Below are 16196 nucleotides of genomic sequence, written 5' to 3' on the forward strand. Positions count from 1 at the left end.
GCATATTGTCGGAATCGACCGGCACAAATTCGGTAGCAAAATTAGGGAGTTCTGATGCGCGACCTGGACACGAAAGATCGCGAAATACTCGAAATCCTGTCCAGAGAGGCGCGCATTGCCCTGAAGGCCCTGGCCGCGAGAATTGGACTGTCAAGAAGCGCCACCAGCGAGCGCGTCATCAACCTTGAACGCAATGGTGTGATCCGGGGCTACCGGGCTGATATCGGCGAAATCGACGCAAACGTGATTCGCGCCATCCTGCTTGTGAGCCTCAAGCGCACACCGGCAATAAGCCTGCTGGACCTGCTTGCCCAGAACTCCCAGGTACGACGCGTCTCCTCGGTCAGTGGCCAGCTTGATCTGGTCATCGAGATCGAATCGCGAACGATCGATGATCTGAATCGGGTTAGAGACGCAGTAGCCAGTCACGAAACCGTTGAAGACATCACCACCGCTGTCGTGCTTCGACGCGATATTGATCGGCAGACTTCCTGATGCGGCCCTAAAAACAAAGCCCTTGTAGCAATACAAGGGCTTTGTTGTTTGAGCAGTTTGAAAACCCAGGACTCAGTGACCCGCGCTCTGCCCACCATCTACATGGAGGATCTCGCCAGTAACAAACTTGGCGCCGTCCAGATACACCACTGCCTGCGCAATATCATCGATCTCGCCCATATGCCCGACCGGGTGCAGTGCGCCCAGTGCGGCGTGGGTTTCTTCGCCGTGCATCGGGGTCTTGATGATGCCGGGCGATACCGCGTTTACCCGAATGCCGCGCTTGGCGTATTCGATGGCCAGGGAACGGGTTGCCGCGTTCAGGCCGCCTTTGGTCAGCGAGGCCAGTACCGATGGCACGCCGTCGATGGCGTGGTCGACCAGGCTGGTGGTGATGTTGACCACGTGGCCGCTGCCCTGTTTTTCCATCTCGGCGATGGCCAGTTGGGTGATGTAGAAGAAACCGTTGACGTTCACCGACAAAACATTGGCGTAATCTTCAGCGGTGTACGCGGTGAACGGCTTGGCGATGAAGATCCCGGCGTTGTTGACCAGGGTATCGACACGGCCGAAACGGGCGATCGCTTCACGAATCACGCGCTGTGCAGTTTCTGGCTCGCCGATGTCACCGGCCACGGTGAGGATGTCCGGATCGGTGGATGGCTTGATCGAGCGCGAGGTGGCGACGATCTGGTAACCGAGCTCGCGGAAGGCCTTGACCATGCCGTCGCCGAGACCTTGGGATGCGCCAGTGATGACAACGACTTTTTTCGAATTGCTCATGATGAACCTCTACTGATAAATGATGATTTAAAAATTTGGTAATCAGGCTTGTGCCATTTGTCTCAACATCTGTTCGTAGTACTCGACCGATTGCGAGCCGGACACCAGGTGACGACCGTTGAGCACCAGGGCCGGGACCGAATTGATGCCGTGCTGCCGATAAAACGCTTCAAGCTCACGCACCTCTTCGGCAAAGGCGCCTGACGCCAGCACCTTGTGTGCACGGGCCTCGTCCAACCCGGCTTCACCCGCCAGGCGCACCAGCGTCTGCTGATCACTCGGGTTCTGGCCTTCGCTGAAGTAAGCGCGCAGCAGGATCTTCTTCAGCGCCACCTGGCGGCCTTCTTCCCGCGCCCAGAGCAACAACCGGTGAGCGTCGAAGGTGTTGTAGAAGTGCGTGCGCTTTTCCAGATCGAACTTGAAGCCGATGGCCTCGCCGCGAGCGATCTGCATCGCCTTGCCAGAGGCGACGTCCTCGGCGGTGCGCCCGTATTTGCGCATCAAGTGCTCGACGGCTTTCTCGCCTTCAACCGGCATGTCCGGGTTCAGCTCGAAAGGCTTGTAGGTCAGCTCGACCGCCACCTCACCCGCCACGTTCTCGATCGCCTGCTCCAGCGCCGTCGCCCCCAGAGCACACCATGGGCACACCACGTCGGAAACGAAATCGATGGTCACCGACGCCGTCATGACTTCCCCTCCTCCGCCAGTTGTTTGCGGTACTGGGTGGTGGTGATACCGGCATAGCCCCAGTTATCGGTGTCGACTTCCTCGATCACGATGTGGGTCAGGTCAGGGCGTTTGTTGAGGACGCGTTCCAGTGTTTCAGTGATCTCGGCAATCACCTGAGCTTTCTGCTCGGTGGTAACGCCATCGCGGGTGATGCGTACGCTTACAAAAGGCATGATCGAAACTCCAGTGACCTTCCCGTCGGAATGATGGGAGAGGCGTTGGAGCTCAATGTATGGAGTTAGCTGGAGGGGATAAAGGTGGGGGCGGGAACATCATTAGTTACGTGAGGTAATAAGCCAAGTCAAACTTCAGCGTATCGAGATGCGGTGTTTATCCAGTCTCGGAACATGTCGCCGCGGACGACGTTCTCAAGACGTGTTCCCGATATCGCCTTTTGACGACATGAGCCAACAAGCACTCACAAAAAAACCCCGAACCAGTCGGGGCTTCTTCTTTTTCTCAGCCTTACATCAGGCCTCGATACCGCAACCCATCATCAGAAAATGTTGATCGGGTAGTCCACGAACACACGCACTTCGTTACCGCTGACGTTGTACTCGCTCGACTTCTGCGACACGCGCAGGATCGAGCTGCGCAGCTTCACGCTCAGGTCTTTGGCCGGGCCGCTTTGTACGACGTATTTGAACTGGTTGAAGATCTCGCGCTCGGTGCCGCCTTCGCTGGTGGAGGTGGTGATGTTGTCACCGCGTACATAGGCGAAGTTGTAGCTCAGGCCCGGCACCCCGAAGGTGCTGAAGTCCAGGCCGTAGCCCAGTTGCCAGCTGCGTTCGTCTTCGGCGTTGAAGTCGGACCAGTAGGAGTTGGCCAGGTAGATAGTGTTGCCACCGTCGCCGACGCGGTTTTGATCTTTCTGGTAGCCGCCGTAGGCGTAGCCCAGGTTGCTGTCGCCGGTGCTGCGCTGGTGAGCGAGGGTGAACGAGTGCGGGCCGGTGGCGAAGGTGGCTGCCAGGCTCCAGATCTTGTTGTCGTCGCCGGTAATACCGTTGTCACGGACGTAAGAGTCGTCCAGTTTGGTACGGTAGCCGTTGAAGTCCAGGGTCAGGGACTGATCCTTGTCGAACGGGAACACGTAGTTGGCGTTCACGTATTGCTTCTTCAGCACGTCTTCGACGTCGGAGGCATATAACGCGGCCTTGAATTGTTCGGTGAACTGGTAGCTACCGCCCAACACGTTGATCGACTTCAAGCCACCGCTGTCATGGCCTTCAGCGCTTTTGCGCGATTCGGCGGTGAAGCGACCGGCGTTCAGTTCCAGGCCCTTGATCTCCTTGGAGGTGATCAGGGTACCGGTGTAGCTTTCCGGCAGCAGACGACCGTTGTCGTAGCTCAGTACCGGCAGCACCGGCATCTGGTCGCCGTAGGTCAGCGTTGTGCTGGACAGACGGAATTTGACGGCTGCGCCAGCTTTGGCCAGGTCGTCAGCCGGTTCGCCGCTGGAACCCTGCTTGAAAAAGTCGATGCCCTGGGCGCCGCTGCGGTCTTCATTACGCTCCAGGTTGAGCGCGTACAGACCAAAGGCATCCACACCCACGCCGATGGTGCCTTGGGTGAAGCCGGACGAGAACGTACCGATGGCCGCTTGGCCCCACTCGGATTTATCCGGGTTGCCGTCTTTGTAGTCACGGTTCATGTAGGCATTGCGCAGCAGCACTTTGAGGCTGCTGTCTTCAACAAATCCCTTGGATTCGGCCTGGTCGTTAGCCATGGCCTGTGTAGCGCTCAAAATCCCCAGAGCGATCAGGCTGATTCGCTTGTTCAACATGTTGTTTTCCTTATTACGGGTTGAAACGCGCTGTGTTCAACGGCCGAAACGGCGCTATCGCGCTCTTTTTTCATCCCACAAACAAAAAGGCCCGCCCACGATCTCTCGCGGCGGGCCTTTTAATTATTTTTCGGTCATGGCGGTCTGCCACAGGCGTTGGACCGGATCGTAGCCGCGGCCTTAACGATGTGTCAATTTCATGAATCGTCTATAACCCGGCGAAATTCCTCTAAGAAATGAGTTTGCTTGGCAGAAAACCTCAACGGACGCGCAGTCTTATCGACTTCAAATAACGTTGAAAAGGCAAAAGTAACAATTGCGACACAATTGGAAACAATCAAGCAGAGCACCTTCTCAGGAATAATTAACACAAGTAAATAGCAAGCATTATCATTCGCGCCGCTCTTGTTACACCCCTAAAAATCCTACGGATGCGTTCTTCAATGCCTGCCCCTTTTCGCCTTACGCCCTTCAGCCTTGGGCTTTCTGCTCTGATATCTGCCGGTTTTTCCTACGCTGCGCCTACCACCTTACCTGCCACGTCCATCAGTGCCGAAACCGAGGCCGATGACCCACGTGTGAAGGAAACGAATACGGCGACCCGCACCAACACGCCGGTGCGCTACGTGCCTCAAGCCATCGACTCGATCAAGACCGCCAACGTTGTCGATTACGGCACCAACGACCTGGGCACCGCACTCAGTGGCATCCCCAACGTCAGCAGCGGCGCCGACACCCGCTTCGACAGCCTGCGCATCCGTGGTTTTGACGCCAGCAACGACTTCTATCTCGATGGTATCCGTGACGACAGCCAATACGTGCGCGACCTGCACAACATCGAACGCATCGACGTGCTCAAAGGTCCGGCCGCCGTGTTGTACGGCCGCGGCAGCCAGGGCGGGATCGTCAACCGGGTGAGCAAACTTCCGGAGTTCGGCCGCCGCTCGACCCTCGAAGCCCAGGGCGGCAGCGATGATCTTCGCAGCCTGTATGCCGACCTCAGCAGCGATCCATCCGAGAACATCAGCCTGCGCCTGAATATGGGCAACATGGACCAGAACAGTTTCCGCGATGGCGTGAGTGGTAATCGCCAGTTGTTTGCACCCTCGATGAGCTGGCAGCTGACGCCGGACCTGAACTGGCTGGTGCAGTACGAATACAGCCGTTACAACCGTACGCCGGATCGCGGTGTCCCCGGGGTCAACGGCCGCCCGGCAGACGTCGGACGCGACACGACCTACGGCAGCGAGCACGATTTCATCGACGACAAGTCGCAATCGCTGCGCTCCAAGCTCACCTACGAGCTCAGCGACAACTGGCAACTGCGCCAGACCCTGGGCGTGTTCAAGCTCAACAGCGATTTCGACAACACCTACCTGACCGGCTACAACCCGACCACCAACCAGGTCACGCGCCAGCACTGGCAACAGGACCTGACCACCCGCAACGTCTACAACAACGTTGAACTGGAAGGCGGGTTCGATACCTTCGGCCTGGAACATCGCCTGCTGACCGGCATCGAGATCGGCAGCCAGCGGCGCGATCCGACCTTGTACACCGCCGCCACCTCAGGCCCGGGCAGTTCACCGGTGCCGCCGCTGGACCTGAACAACCCCAATCGGGATTTACGCCACACCGGTCGCATGCAGGTCTCCAGCAGCTCGCACACCGAGGTCGAAAGCCGTGCGGTGTATGTGCAGGATCAGCTGCAACTGAACGATCAATGGCAACTGCTCGCCGGCTTGCGTTACGACACGTTCGACATCGAGTCGACCAACAAGCTGCGGGACATTTCCGAAGACCGTGACAGCCACAGCACCAGCCCTCGCGTAGGGCTGGTGTGGACGCCGCTGCAGAATCATTCTTTCTATGCCTCCTGGTCGAAGACGTTTTCGCCGGTCGGCGGTGGTTTGATCGGCATCACTCCGGGTGCGGCCGGCAATACCAACGACCTGAGCCCGGAGCTGACCAGGCAGAAAGAAATCGGCGTGAAAAGCGACTGGCTCGACGATCGCCTGAGCACCACGCTGGCGATCTACGAACTGGAACTCTACAACCGCCGCACCAGTGATCCGAACAACCCGACCATTACCTTGCTGACCGGTAAGCAACGTTCGCGTGGGATAGAGCTGACCGCCACCGGCAAGATCACCGGCGACTGGTATGTGCGCGGTGGCGTAGGTCTTCAGGACGCGACCATCGAGGAAGACAACAATGGCTTTGAAGGAAATCGCATCAGCAACGTGGCCAAGCGTAACGGCAGCCTGTTCGTGACCTGGAAACCTGAAACGGGCTGGTATGCCGAAACCGGGTTGACCCTGGTTGGCGATCGTTATGCCGACAACCTCAACACCACCGTGCTGCCGGGTTATGGCCGCTGGGATGCGTTGGCCGGGTTCAGGCAGAAGGATTGGGATCTGCGCGCCGCGCTGAACAACATCAGTGACAAGACGTATTACTCGTCGGCCACCAGTGCGGCGCAGATTCAGCCGGGTGAGCCGCGCAGCGTTGTGGTGACCGGGACTTACAGTTTCTAGCACCATCACCCTGTAGGAGCTGGCTTGCCAGCGATGGGGCCATCACATTCAACATTGATGTTGAATGACCTACCGCTATCGCTGGCAAGCCAGCTCCTACAGGGGGGCGGGGTAATTTTCTACAACTTGTCGCCCATAAAAAAAGCGCTGCCATCCCGGCAGCGCTTTTGTTTTTTCAATCCGTTGTTTTTCTTCTTATCCTTCCATCACATCCCACAACGCATCCAGTTCCGCTTCGCTGAACAAACCAGCGGGGTAGCGCTCGATCATCGTCCGGCGCGGATCACTTTGTGTGATCTGACGCGTTCCATTGGACTTTAACCAGTGCGCCAGGATCTGCAGCGACTCGCCATTGACTGCCAGGGGATGCAACGCCCGCTCACTTGCCACATTCACTTCGGCGTTCATTTCAACGCTCTCTCCCGGTTTTTGAGCGGCTAACTTATCCAAGGTTTATGACAGAACAACTAAGTTCTCCCCTCCCGGCATTACACCTTCGCAGATACAAGAGCTATGCCAAGGCGTGCGCGCTGTCGACAAGCGGATACAAAAAAGCCCGCAGTCCTTAAGGGCTGCGGGCTTCCCACAAAGTTGCGCGCGAAAACGTTTGCCTCTCTGATTTCGCCACTAACTCAAGCTGTTACAACTGCACTCACTCTTTGTGCGGTGCTGGCTGTTGTTGGGTAAGGCAGTGAATGTTGCCGCCTCCCAGTAACAGTTCACGGCCAGGCACCATGACCACTTCATGCTGGGGGAACAGGTTCTGCAAAATTTCTTTTGCAGGACCATCGAGCGGGTCGTCGAAACTCGGGGCGATGATGCCGCCGTTGACGATCAGGAAGTTCACATACGAACCGGCCAGACGCACGCTCGGATTGCGTTCCTGGGTGCCATCCACCGGGTCGACACCTGCGCATTCTTCCTCGGTCGCATACAGCGGCCCTGGAATTGGCATCTTGTGCACCGTAAATGGGCGACCTTTGGCGTCGGTGCTGTTTTGCAGCACTTTCATCGCGGCCTGGCAGCGTGGGTAGTTCGGGTCCTGTGGATCGTCGGTCCAGGCCAGCAGCACCTCTCCGGGACGCACGTAGCAGCAGAAGTTATCCACATGGCCGTCGGTTTCGTCGTTGAACAAGCCGTCCGGCAACCAGATGATCTTATCCACAGCCAGATGCGCACTGAGCACCGCTTCGATTTCCGCACGGTTCAGGTGCGGGTTGCGATTGCGGTTGAGCAGGCACTCTTCGGTAGTGATCAGCGTGCCTTCGCCATCGACATGGATCGAGCCGCCTTCAAGCACGAAGCCCTCGGTGCGGTAGCGTTGGCTGCGCTCGATCTCGAGGATCTTGCCGCCCACCTGCGAGTCGCGGTTCCACGGCGAATACAGGCCACCGTCAAAACCGCCCCACGAGTTGAAGTCCCAGTTCACGCCGCGGACTTCGCCGTTGTTGTTGATGACGAACGTCGGTCCTGTGTCCCGGACCCAGGCATCGTCGCTGGACATCTCGACCACGCGGATATTGGGTACGTCCAGGCGGGCACGGGCGTTTTCGTACTGGCCGGCGGACACCGCCACGGTGACCGGTTCGAAACGGGCGATGGCCTTGGCCACCGCCATGTGCGCGGCTTGCGCCGGCTTGCCGCCCAGGCGCCAGTTGTCCGGACGCTCGGGCCAGATCATCCAGGTCTGGGTTTGTGGTGCCCACTCGGCCGGCATGTAGAAGCCGTCTGCGCGAGGGGTGCTGCTCAAAGTGGTCATGTCGATCAGGACTCCAGGGAACCGTCGAGGGTTTTCAGCGCGCTGTACAGGTTCGGACGACGGTCACGGAACGAGCCCCACGCGCTACGGATGTGTTCCAGTTGGTCGAGGTCGAAGGTGTGAACCAGGATGCCTTCTTCGGTTTCGTTGAGTTCCTGCACCTTCTCGCCGAACTGGTTGGCGATGAACGACGAACCATAGAAGGTAATGTCGTAGCCGTCTTGTTCTTCGTTGCCGATGCGGTTACTGGCGATCAGCGGCATCAGGTTAGCGCCGGCGTGGCCCTGTTGCACGCGTTGCCAGTGATCACGGGACGAAATGGTCTTGTCGTGCGGCTCGCTGCCGATGGCGGTCGGGTAGAACAGGATTTCCGCGCCTTGCAACGCCATGCTGCGCGCAGCCTCGGGGAACCACTGGTCCCAGCAGATGCCCACGCCGATTTTCGCGTAGCGGGTGTTCCACACCTTGAAGCCGGTATCGCCCGGGTTGAAGTAGTACTTCTCGTGGTAGCCAGGGCCATCTGGAATGTGGCTTTTACGATAAATCCCGAGATTGCTGCCGTCGGCGTCAATGATCGCGATGCTGTTGAAACGCGCACGGCCTGCCAGTTCGTAGAAGCTGATCGGCAGCACTACTTGCAGTTCCCTGGCGACTTTCTGGAAGTGCTTGATGGCGACGTTGTCTTCGACCGTCGTCGCCAGCTGCAGGTAATCCGGGTTCGGCTTCTGGCAGAAGTACGGCGCTTCGAACAGTTCCTGGATCAGGATGATCTGCGCGCCCTTGGCGGCGGCTTCGCGGACCAGCCGTTCAGCGACTTCGATATTGCCTTCAAGGTCCCAGGAACAGGCCATCTGGGTAGCGGCGACGGTAACGTTACGGCTCATGAATCATCTCCGGGCAAGTGCGTGACGGTCGGGCATGGTTGATCCACACCCTGGCATTGGCGACTTTATAGCCGATAAATATCGGCTTTAGAAGCGACAGATGTGCCATGCGTCTAAAATTTCACACTTAAACCCGATAACAATCGAATTAACACCACCACTCCCTGTAGGAGCGAGCTTGCTCGCGAAAGCGGTCAATCAGACAAGAATTCGTGGCTGACACGGCCTCTTCGCGAGCAAGCTCGCTCCTACAGTGAGTATGTGTTTACAGACCCTCCGCGAGCACCTTCGAGAGCATATCCACGAAGAAATCCACGCTCCGGCGCGTAGTGACCATCGGCGGCTTGATCTTCAGCACATTCAGGTAATCGCCAGTCGGTTGCATGAAGATCCCCAGCTCGCGCAAACGGTCGCACAACGCCGTGGTTTCCTCGGTGGCCGGCTCCAGGGTTTCACGGTTGCGGATCAACTCCACCCCCAGATAAAACCCGGAACCATGCACCGCGCCGACCAACGGATGAATATCGATCAGCGCTTCAAGACGCTCCTTGAAGTACCCGCCGACCACCTGGGCGTTTTCCCAGAGCTTTTCCTCTTCCATCACATCCAGCACCGCCATGCCGATCTGGCAACTGACCGGGCTGCCGCCGGCGGACGAGAAGAAATACCCTTCGGCCTCCAGCGCTTCGGCGATTTCCCGGCGGGTGATCACTGCACCCAGGGGCTGGCCGTTACCCATGCCCTTGGCCATGGTGATGATGTCCGGCACCACGCCCTGCTCTTCGAACCCCCAGAAGAAATCGCCCATGCGCCCGTAACCCACTTGCACTTCGTCGGCGATGCACACGCCGCCTTGGGCGCGGACCATTGCGTAAACCTGCTGCAAGTACCCCGGCGGCAGTGAAATACCACCGGCATTGCCGTACACAGGCTCGCAAATGAAACCGGCCAGTTGACGCTTTTGCTCGGCGATTTTCGCCAGGTTGTGTTCGACGCTGCGCACGTAGTCCGGCGTGCTGTCAGGGCCGCGGAATTCGCCGCGATAGGTATTCGGCGCGATCACCGGGTGCACCCAGTCCGGACGGCTGCTCAAGGCCTTGGGGTTGTCGGCGATCGAAGTCGAGACCGCATCCGCGCCTACCGTCCAGCCGTGATAGGCCTCCAGCACGCTGAGCATGTCGCGCCCGCCGCTGTAGGCCCACGCCAGGCGAATGGCCAGGTCGTTGGCCTCGCTGCCGCTGTTGACCAGGAACACCCTATCCATGCCCTCTGGCGACAGTTTCAGCAAACGCTCGGAGAATTCGGCCACCGCCGCATAGTTGAACCGCGAGTTGGTGTTGAGCAACGACCACTGACGGCTGGCAACCGCCGCCATGCGCGGGTGGCCGTGGCCGAGTACCGCGACGTTGTTGAGCATGTCGAGGTAGGAGCGGCCCTGCATGTCGATCAGGTGGTTGCGCCAGCCGCGTTCGATACGCGGCGGGTCGACGTAATAGTGTTTTTGCGTACGGGCGAAACTGGCGTCGCGCCGAGCCAGCAAGGTCTGCGAATCGAGTTCTTCCTGCGCATCGCACGCCAGGCCCAGCAGCGTCGCCGGCGACGGGCAAAGCGCTTGCCAGGCGGCGGCGCGCGAAGGTGTGCAGAACAGTGGCGCACTGATCGACGCACCTCGGCACAACTGCACGATCAACGGCCCGCTGACCGAGCCCAGCACCTGGCCTTTTACCAGCGCCGCACCGCTGTGCAGCGATGGCGTTACGCCCCACAACCGCACACTCAGTTGCGGACCATCCAGTTGCAGCACCCCGGCCATCGGCTGGTGCACCACCCCGGCAAACGGCGCTTCGACTGCCGTGCCATGGGGCACGCGCAACTCGACGTGCAAGGGACAAGTGTCCGGTTCGCCGGCAGTGTCCGGGCGCGTGCGCGACAACCGATATTGCCCATAACGACTGGCCGCCAGGCCGTGGGCAGCGGAGGCTTCGTCCAACAGGCGCTGATCGATGCCTTCCTGCTCCCAGTTACCGGCCTCGAAATGCGGGCTGAGCACGCCGAGGTCGATCAACGCAAACTCGCGCCCCACCAGGCTCGGCAGCAGCGGTGCGAAACCTTCGCTGCCAATGTCCGGCAGGCGCTGTCCGACGGCCGACAGGATGGCCGCTTCCATCAGCGCCAACGGCACCGAGGTGGCCACACGGAAAATTTCCCACTCGTGGACCAGGTTGTCGCGGCTATAGGCATTGCCCGGATCGATGCTGACCTGCTGTTCGCCACTGAGCACCAGTACTGCCGCGCGGGCGACGATCAGCGGCCACAGCGCCAGCAGTTCTTCGTGTTGCAGCGGATTGACCGCGTGATAGGCCTGCACCGCCGGCAAAATGCAGAAGGGATCGCCTCCGCCATGATGCAGCAACGCGGCACAGGTCACCGACAGGTCGGTAATGCGCCAGGTGCGGATCAGGTCGCCGAAATCGATCACGCCTTGCAACTGCCAATGGCGTTGCGCATCGCGCTGCCAGACCACGTTGTCGTCGGTGATGTCCATGTGAATGGCTTGCACGGGCAACTTGTCTTGCAGTGGCAACAAATGGCGCTCTGCCTGTTCGCACGCTTCAACGATCAGGCGGCGCTGGGTTTCATCCTTGATCACCGGCAGCAAATGGGCGATCAGCGCATGGGCGTGGCGCGCGTCCCACTGCAGGGTGCGCACCAGCCCCGGATGGTCAAAATCCGCCAGTGCGAGGTCCATTTCACCGCACAGCCGCCCGAAACCGGCCACCACCGTGCGATTGAAATGTTCGAGGTGCGTCAGCGATTGTCCTTCGATGTAATCCAGCAGACGCACATGCACCGCTTGGCCTGCGACCTCCAGGGACAACAGGTCCGCACCGTTTTTCGCCGCAATCACCCGCGGCACATGGACGTCAGGATGCTCAGCCAGGTGCTTGAGCCCGGCATGCTGGGCTTGCAGCTCGAGCGCCGAATAGTCGCCCCGGCAGATTTTCAGGACAAACCGCCCCTGATCGCTGTCGACGCGAAAATTCAGATCCTGCTGGCTGCCCAGGGGCTGTAATCTTGCGCTAAGCCCGTAATGCGCCTGCAGCAGCTCTAGCGCTTGCTCCGCTGACACTTGCGGGCTGGGCAAACTGGCGCGATGAATCAACGTGGCGAGCGGCATACAACGACCCCTGAAATTTTATTAGGCGCCTATATCGCCACTGCTCAAGGCGATACGCAACCCCCTTGAAACGGCTGGCAAGCGGCTGGATCGGTCAACTACCAAGAAAAAAACCACATGACACTCGCCCTTGCAGGCACTCTAGGCAAGAATGGCGACCATCAATGCCCATCGTTGGAGAAACCCATGAATGTTGTGACCACCGACCTGCCCGGTGTTTTGATCATCGAGCCCAAGGTTTTCGGTGACGAACGGGGGTTTTTCTACGAAAGTTTCAACGCCAAGGCTTTCAAGGAAGCCACTGGCCTGAATACGCAATTCATTCAGGACAACCATTCGCGCTCGCAACAAGGCGTGCTGCGCGGGCTGCATTACCAACTGGAGAACACCCAGGACAAGCTGGTTCGGGCCTGCGCCGGGGAAATTCTTGATGTCGCCGTCGACGTGCGGCGCAGCTCGCCGCATTTCGGCAAATGGGTGGCCGTACGCCTTTCTGCGCAGAACAATCGCCAGCTGTGGATCCCCAAGGGTTTCGCCCACGGTTTCCTGGTGTTGAGTGATTTCGCCGAGGTTCTCTACAAAACCACCGAGTACTACAACCCGGTGGCCGAGCGCAGCATTCGTTGGGACGATCCGGACCTGGCCATCGAGTGGCCGCCGCTGGATACAGCGCCGCAACTGTCGGCCAGGGATCAGGCCGCCGCATTCTTCAAGGACGCCGACGTCTTCGACTGAAACGGCGGCGCCCGTTTCAGCGCGCAGACTGCGTCGGCAAGCCTAGGCATAATGCACCTGTACCCACAGGCGCTCGATGATCATGACTCCGACCCTTCCCCGCAGACCCCGCTGGCGCAGCCTGGCCCTGCTCGCGTTGTGCCTGGCGCCCTTGCTGTGGCCGCTGGAGCATCTGGCCGAGCGCTATTACCGCAGCGAACTGGCCGGGCAGAATCGCCAGACCCTCGATCTCTACGTCGCCAACCTGCTGGGCACCCTGCATCGTTATGAAGTATTGCCGCAGATCCTCGGCGACCTGCCAGCCCTGCGCGCCGTGCTTGGCGCGCCGGACGATGGCGTCACCCAGGGCAACGCCAACCGTCTGCTGAAAAACATCAGCACCCAGACCGGCGCCGAAGTCATGTACCTGATGGACACCACGGGCAAGACCCTGGCCGCCTCCAACTGGGACAAGCACGACAGCTTCGTCGGTCGTAACTTTGCCTTCCGGCCGTACTTCAGCGAAGCCATGGCCGGTCGACTCGGACGTTTTTTCGGCCTGGGCACCACGTCCGCCAAACGTGGCTACTTCTTCGCCGCTGCCGTGCGCGAGGGCGAGAAAATCACCGGCGTGCTGGTGGTCAAGGTCGACCTCGACCACACCGAAAGCCTGTGGGGCAAAACCCCGGAGCAACTGCTGCTGACCGATCACAACGGCGTGGTCATCCTCACCTCGCGGCCCGAATGGCGCTTTCGTTCGACCCGTGAGTTGAGCGAAGAAGAGCGCAAGGCAATCACCGCAATCCAGCCCTACCCCACCCGCGAACCCAAGCCGCTGAAGCTCAATCCCAACGCCTGGTTGACCCAGACCCAGGCGATCGCGGAAACCGGCTGGAACGTCAGCATCCTCGCCCCGCGCACCCTGATAGATCGCCCGGTGCGCACGGTGCTCGCCATCGGTGGCGCGACGCTGCTGGTGTTGATGCTGTTGCTCGGCCTGATGATGCAACGCCGCCGCCACTACCTGGAACGGATCGCCTTCGAAGCCAAGGCCCGGCGCGAACTGGAAGGCCGGGTGGCCGAGCGCACCAGTGATCTTGAGGGCCTCAACCGTCGACTCAAACAGGAAGTGCTGGAACGCGAACAGGCCCAGCAAGAACTGGTTCGCGCCCAGGATGACCTGGTGCAGGCCGGCAAGCTGTCGGCCCTGGGCACGATGTCGGCAAGCATCAGCCACGAACTCAACCAACCCTTGGCGGCCATCCGCAGCTACGCGGAAAACGCCGAAGTGCTGCTCGACCACCAGCGCACCGACGATGCCCGCGGCAATCTCAAGCTGATCAGCGAATTGACCGGACGCATGGCGTCGATCATTGCTCACCTGCGCGCCTTTGCCCGGCGCGATCGCCATGCCCCGGAGAGCGTCGCCCTGCAACCGGCGCTGGACGATGCCCTGGCCTTGCTGGCCAAGCGTCGGCGCAGTATGGAAGTCGAGTTGATCCGCGACTTGCCCGCCGCCACTTTGTGGGTAGAGGCCGGAGAAACCCGCCTGCGCCAGGTGCTGGGCAACCTGCTGGCCAACGCCCTGGATGCCCTGACGGAAAAAGGCCCGCCGCGAAAACTCTGGTTGAGTGCCCAATCCACGGCCGATGGCGTCAACCTGTACATTCGCGACAACGGCCCCGGTTTCTGCCTGGAGGCCCTCGGCCGCGCCAGCGAGCCCTTCTACACCACCAAGACCCGCACCCAGGGCCTTGGATTGGGGCTGGCGATCTGCGAGACCCTGATGCGCGCCTTCGGCGGCGAACTGTCGTTCGCCAACCACAAGGAAGGCGGCGCCCTGATTACCCTGAAACTGCGCGCAGGCGCACCGGGTGTGAGCCTGCAACCGTCCGAGGACCGAAGTGCATGACCATCGACAACCGCATCCAGGTCGTGTTGATCGACGACGATCCCCATCTGCGCCAGGCCTTGAGCCAGACCCTTGACCTGGCCGGCCTGAAGATTCTGCCGCTGGCAGAAGCCAAGGGCCTGGCCGCGCAACTGGAGCGCGACTGGCCGGGCGTGGTCGTCAGCGATATCCGCATGCCGGGCATGGACGGCATCGAACTGCTGACCGAACTCCACGCCCAGGACCCGGAACTGCCGGTGCTGCTGATCACCGGCCACGGCGATGTGCCGCTGGCGGTGCAAGCCATGCGAGCCGGGGCCTATGACTTTCTGGAAAAACCCTTCGCCAGCGACGCCCTGCTCGACAGCGTTCGCCGCGCCCTGGCCCTGCGCCGACTGGTGCTGGACAACCGCAGCCTGCGCCTGGCCCTGAGCGATCGCAATGAATTGAGCACACGCCTGGTCGGACACTCGCCCTCGATGCTGCGCCTGCGCGAGCAAATCGGCGCCTTGGCGGCGACCCGGGCGGACGTGCTGATCCTCGGTGAGACCGGGGCCGGCAAAGAAGTGGTGGCCCGCGCGCTGCATGACCTGTCGAATCGGCGCAATGGTCCGTTCGTGGCGATCAACGCCGGGGCGCTGGCCGAGTCGGTGGTCGAAAGCGAGTTGTTCGGCCACGAGCCAGGCGCTTTCACCGGTGCGCAGAAACGCCGCATCGGCAAGTTCGAGTTTGCCAACGGCGGCACGCTGTTTCTCGATGAGATCGAAAGCATGAGCCTGGACGTCCAGGTGAAATTGCTGCGCTTGCTGCAGGAGCGGGTGGTCGAACGTCTGGGCGGCAATCAACTGATCCCGCTGGACATCCGCATCATCGCCGCCACCAAGGAAGACCTGCGTCAGGCCGCCGATCAGGGGCGCTTCCGCGCCGACCTGTACTATCGCCTGAACGTCGCGCCCCTGCGCATTCCGCCACTGCGCGAACGCGGTGAAGATGCGCTGATGCTGTTCCAGCATTTCGCCGATGAAGCCAGCGCCCGCCACGGCTTGCCGCCGCATGAACTGCAACCCGGGCAACGCGCCCTGCTGTTGCGCCACACCTGGCCTGGCAACGTGCGCGAACTGCAAAATGCGGCCGAACGCTTCGCCCTGGGCCTGGAACTGGCGCTGGATAACAACGAGGTGCAAGGCTCGGTTGGCACGACGGTAGACATGGTCAGCGGCGGGTTGAGCGAGCAGGTGGAAAACTTCGAAAAAACCCTGATTGCCGCGGAACTGGCGCGCTCGCACAGCTCGGTACGCAGCGTCGCCGAGGCGCTTGGCATTCCACGCAAGACCTTGCATGACAAATTGCGCAAGCACGGCCTGAGCTTTGCCGACAGCGGCACCTCCACCCATGGCGACGACCTCGATTGAGCCGCCGCCCACTCATCCACTACAAACAAGA

Annotated in this window: 13 protein-coding genes; 5 read left to right on the forward strand and 8 right to left on the reverse strand. The window is 60.3% G+C overall.

Going from position 1 to position 16196, the window contains the following annotated elements:
* Positions 1-54: 54 nt before the first annotated feature.
* Positions 55-495 carry an Lrp/AsnC family transcriptional regulator gene (locus SOP95_RS05815; protein WP_033040011.1) on the forward strand — a complete coding sequence of 147 codons (441 nt, stop codon included), beginning with the start codon at positions 55-57 and terminating at the stop codon, positions 493-495.
* 72 nt (positions 496-567) lie between these two features.
* Here the strand turns inward: SOP95_RS05815 and SOP95_RS05820 are convergent, their stop codons facing one another.
* The 4 genes from SOP95_RS05820 to SOP95_RS05835 form a co-directional block, all read right to left on the reverse strand.
* A complete protein-coding gene (locus SOP95_RS05820) occupies positions 568-1278 on the reverse strand; it encodes an SDR family NAD(P)-dependent oxidoreductase (RefSeq protein ID WP_323606531.1) in 711 nt (236 codons plus the stop codon).
* 42 nt (positions 1279-1320) lie between these two features.
* The gene (locus SOP95_RS05825; RefSeq protein ID WP_323606532.1) at positions 1321-1965 is read right to left on the reverse strand and encodes a DsbA family oxidoreductase; all 645 of its coding nucleotides are present in this window, start codon (positions 1963-1965) and stop codon (positions 1321-1323) included.
* Positions 1962-2180 carry a tautomerase family protein gene (locus SOP95_RS05830; protein WP_175376510.1) on the reverse strand — a complete coding sequence of 73 codons (219 nt, stop codon included), beginning with the start codon at positions 2178-2180 and terminating at the stop codon, positions 1962-1964. The genes SOP95_RS05825 and SOP95_RS05830 overlap by 4 nt, the downstream gene beginning before the upstream one ends.
* Before the next feature lie 323 nt (positions 2181-2503).
* On the reverse strand, positions 2504-3790 hold the full coding sequence (locus tag SOP95_RS05835; RefSeq protein WP_323606533.1) for an OprD family porin: 1287 nt from the start codon (positions 3788-3790) through the stop codon (positions 2504-2506).
* A gap of 443 nt (positions 3791-4233) precedes the next feature.
* Between SOP95_RS05835 and SOP95_RS05840 the strand changes: the two genes are divergently transcribed.
* Complete coding sequence (locus tag SOP95_RS05840; RefSeq protein ID WP_323606534.1) at positions 4234-6327, forward strand: TonB-dependent receptor; 2094 nt, start codon at positions 4234-4236, stop codon at positions 6325-6327.
* Positions 6328-6522: 195 nt separating this feature from the next.
* On the opposite strand, the gene SOP95_RS05845 is transcribed toward SOP95_RS05840, so the two are convergent.
* The 4 genes from SOP95_RS05845 to SOP95_RS05860 form a co-directional block, all read right to left on the reverse strand.
* Positions 6523-6735, reverse strand: coding sequence for a hypothetical protein (locus SOP95_RS05845; RefSeq protein ID WP_274075112.1), 213 nt, complete (start codon positions 6733-6735; stop codon positions 6523-6525).
* 244 nt (positions 6736-6979) lie between these two features.
* Complete coding sequence (aguA, locus tag SOP95_RS05850; RefSeq protein WP_323606535.1) at positions 6980-8086, reverse strand: agmatine deiminase; 1107 nt, start codon at positions 8084-8086, stop codon at positions 6980-6982.
* Positions 8087-8091: 5 nt separating this feature from the next.
* Positions 8092-8970, reverse strand: coding sequence for an N-carbamoylputrescine amidase (aguB, locus tag SOP95_RS05855; RefSeq protein WP_046815314.1), 879 nt, complete (start codon positions 8968-8970; stop codon positions 8092-8094).
* A gap of 265 nt (positions 8971-9235) precedes the next feature.
* Positions 9236-12148: an aminotransferase gene (locus SOP95_RS05860; protein ID WP_323606536.1), complete on the reverse strand. Its 2913-nt coding sequence runs from the start codon at positions 12146-12148 to the stop codon at positions 9236-9238.
* Positions 12149-12334: 186 nt separating this feature from the next.
* On the opposite strand from SOP95_RS05860, the gene rfbC reads away from it, so the two are divergent.
* The 3 genes from rfbC (at position 12335) to SOP95_RS05875 (ending at position 16165) form a co-directional block, all read left to right on the forward strand.
* Entirely contained in the window at positions 12335-12883 is a 549-nt protein-coding gene (gene rfbC, locus SOP95_RS05865; RefSeq protein WP_274075109.1) for a dTDP-4-dehydrorhamnose 3,5-epimerase, read from the forward strand.
* Positions 12884-12965: 82 nt separating this feature from the next.
* Positions 12966-14774, forward strand: a complete 1809-nt coding sequence (locus SOP95_RS05870) for a sensor histidine kinase (RefSeq protein WP_274075108.1) — start codon at positions 12966-12968, stop codon at positions 14772-14774.
* Positions 14771-16165 (forward strand): sigma-54-dependent transcriptional regulator, encoded by a 1395-nt coding sequence (locus SOP95_RS05875; protein WP_274075107.1) that lies wholly within the window; start codon positions 14771-14773, stop codon positions 16163-16165. The genes SOP95_RS05870 and SOP95_RS05875 overlap by 4 nt, the downstream gene beginning before the upstream one ends.
* Positions 16166-16196: the final 31 nt, after the last annotated feature.

Source organism: Pseudomonas sp. YuFO8 (genome assembly GCF_035065025.1).
Taxonomy (GTDB): Bacteria; Pseudomonadota; Gammaproteobacteria; order Pseudomonadales; family Pseudomonadaceae; genus Aquipseudomonas; species Aquipseudomonas putida_AE.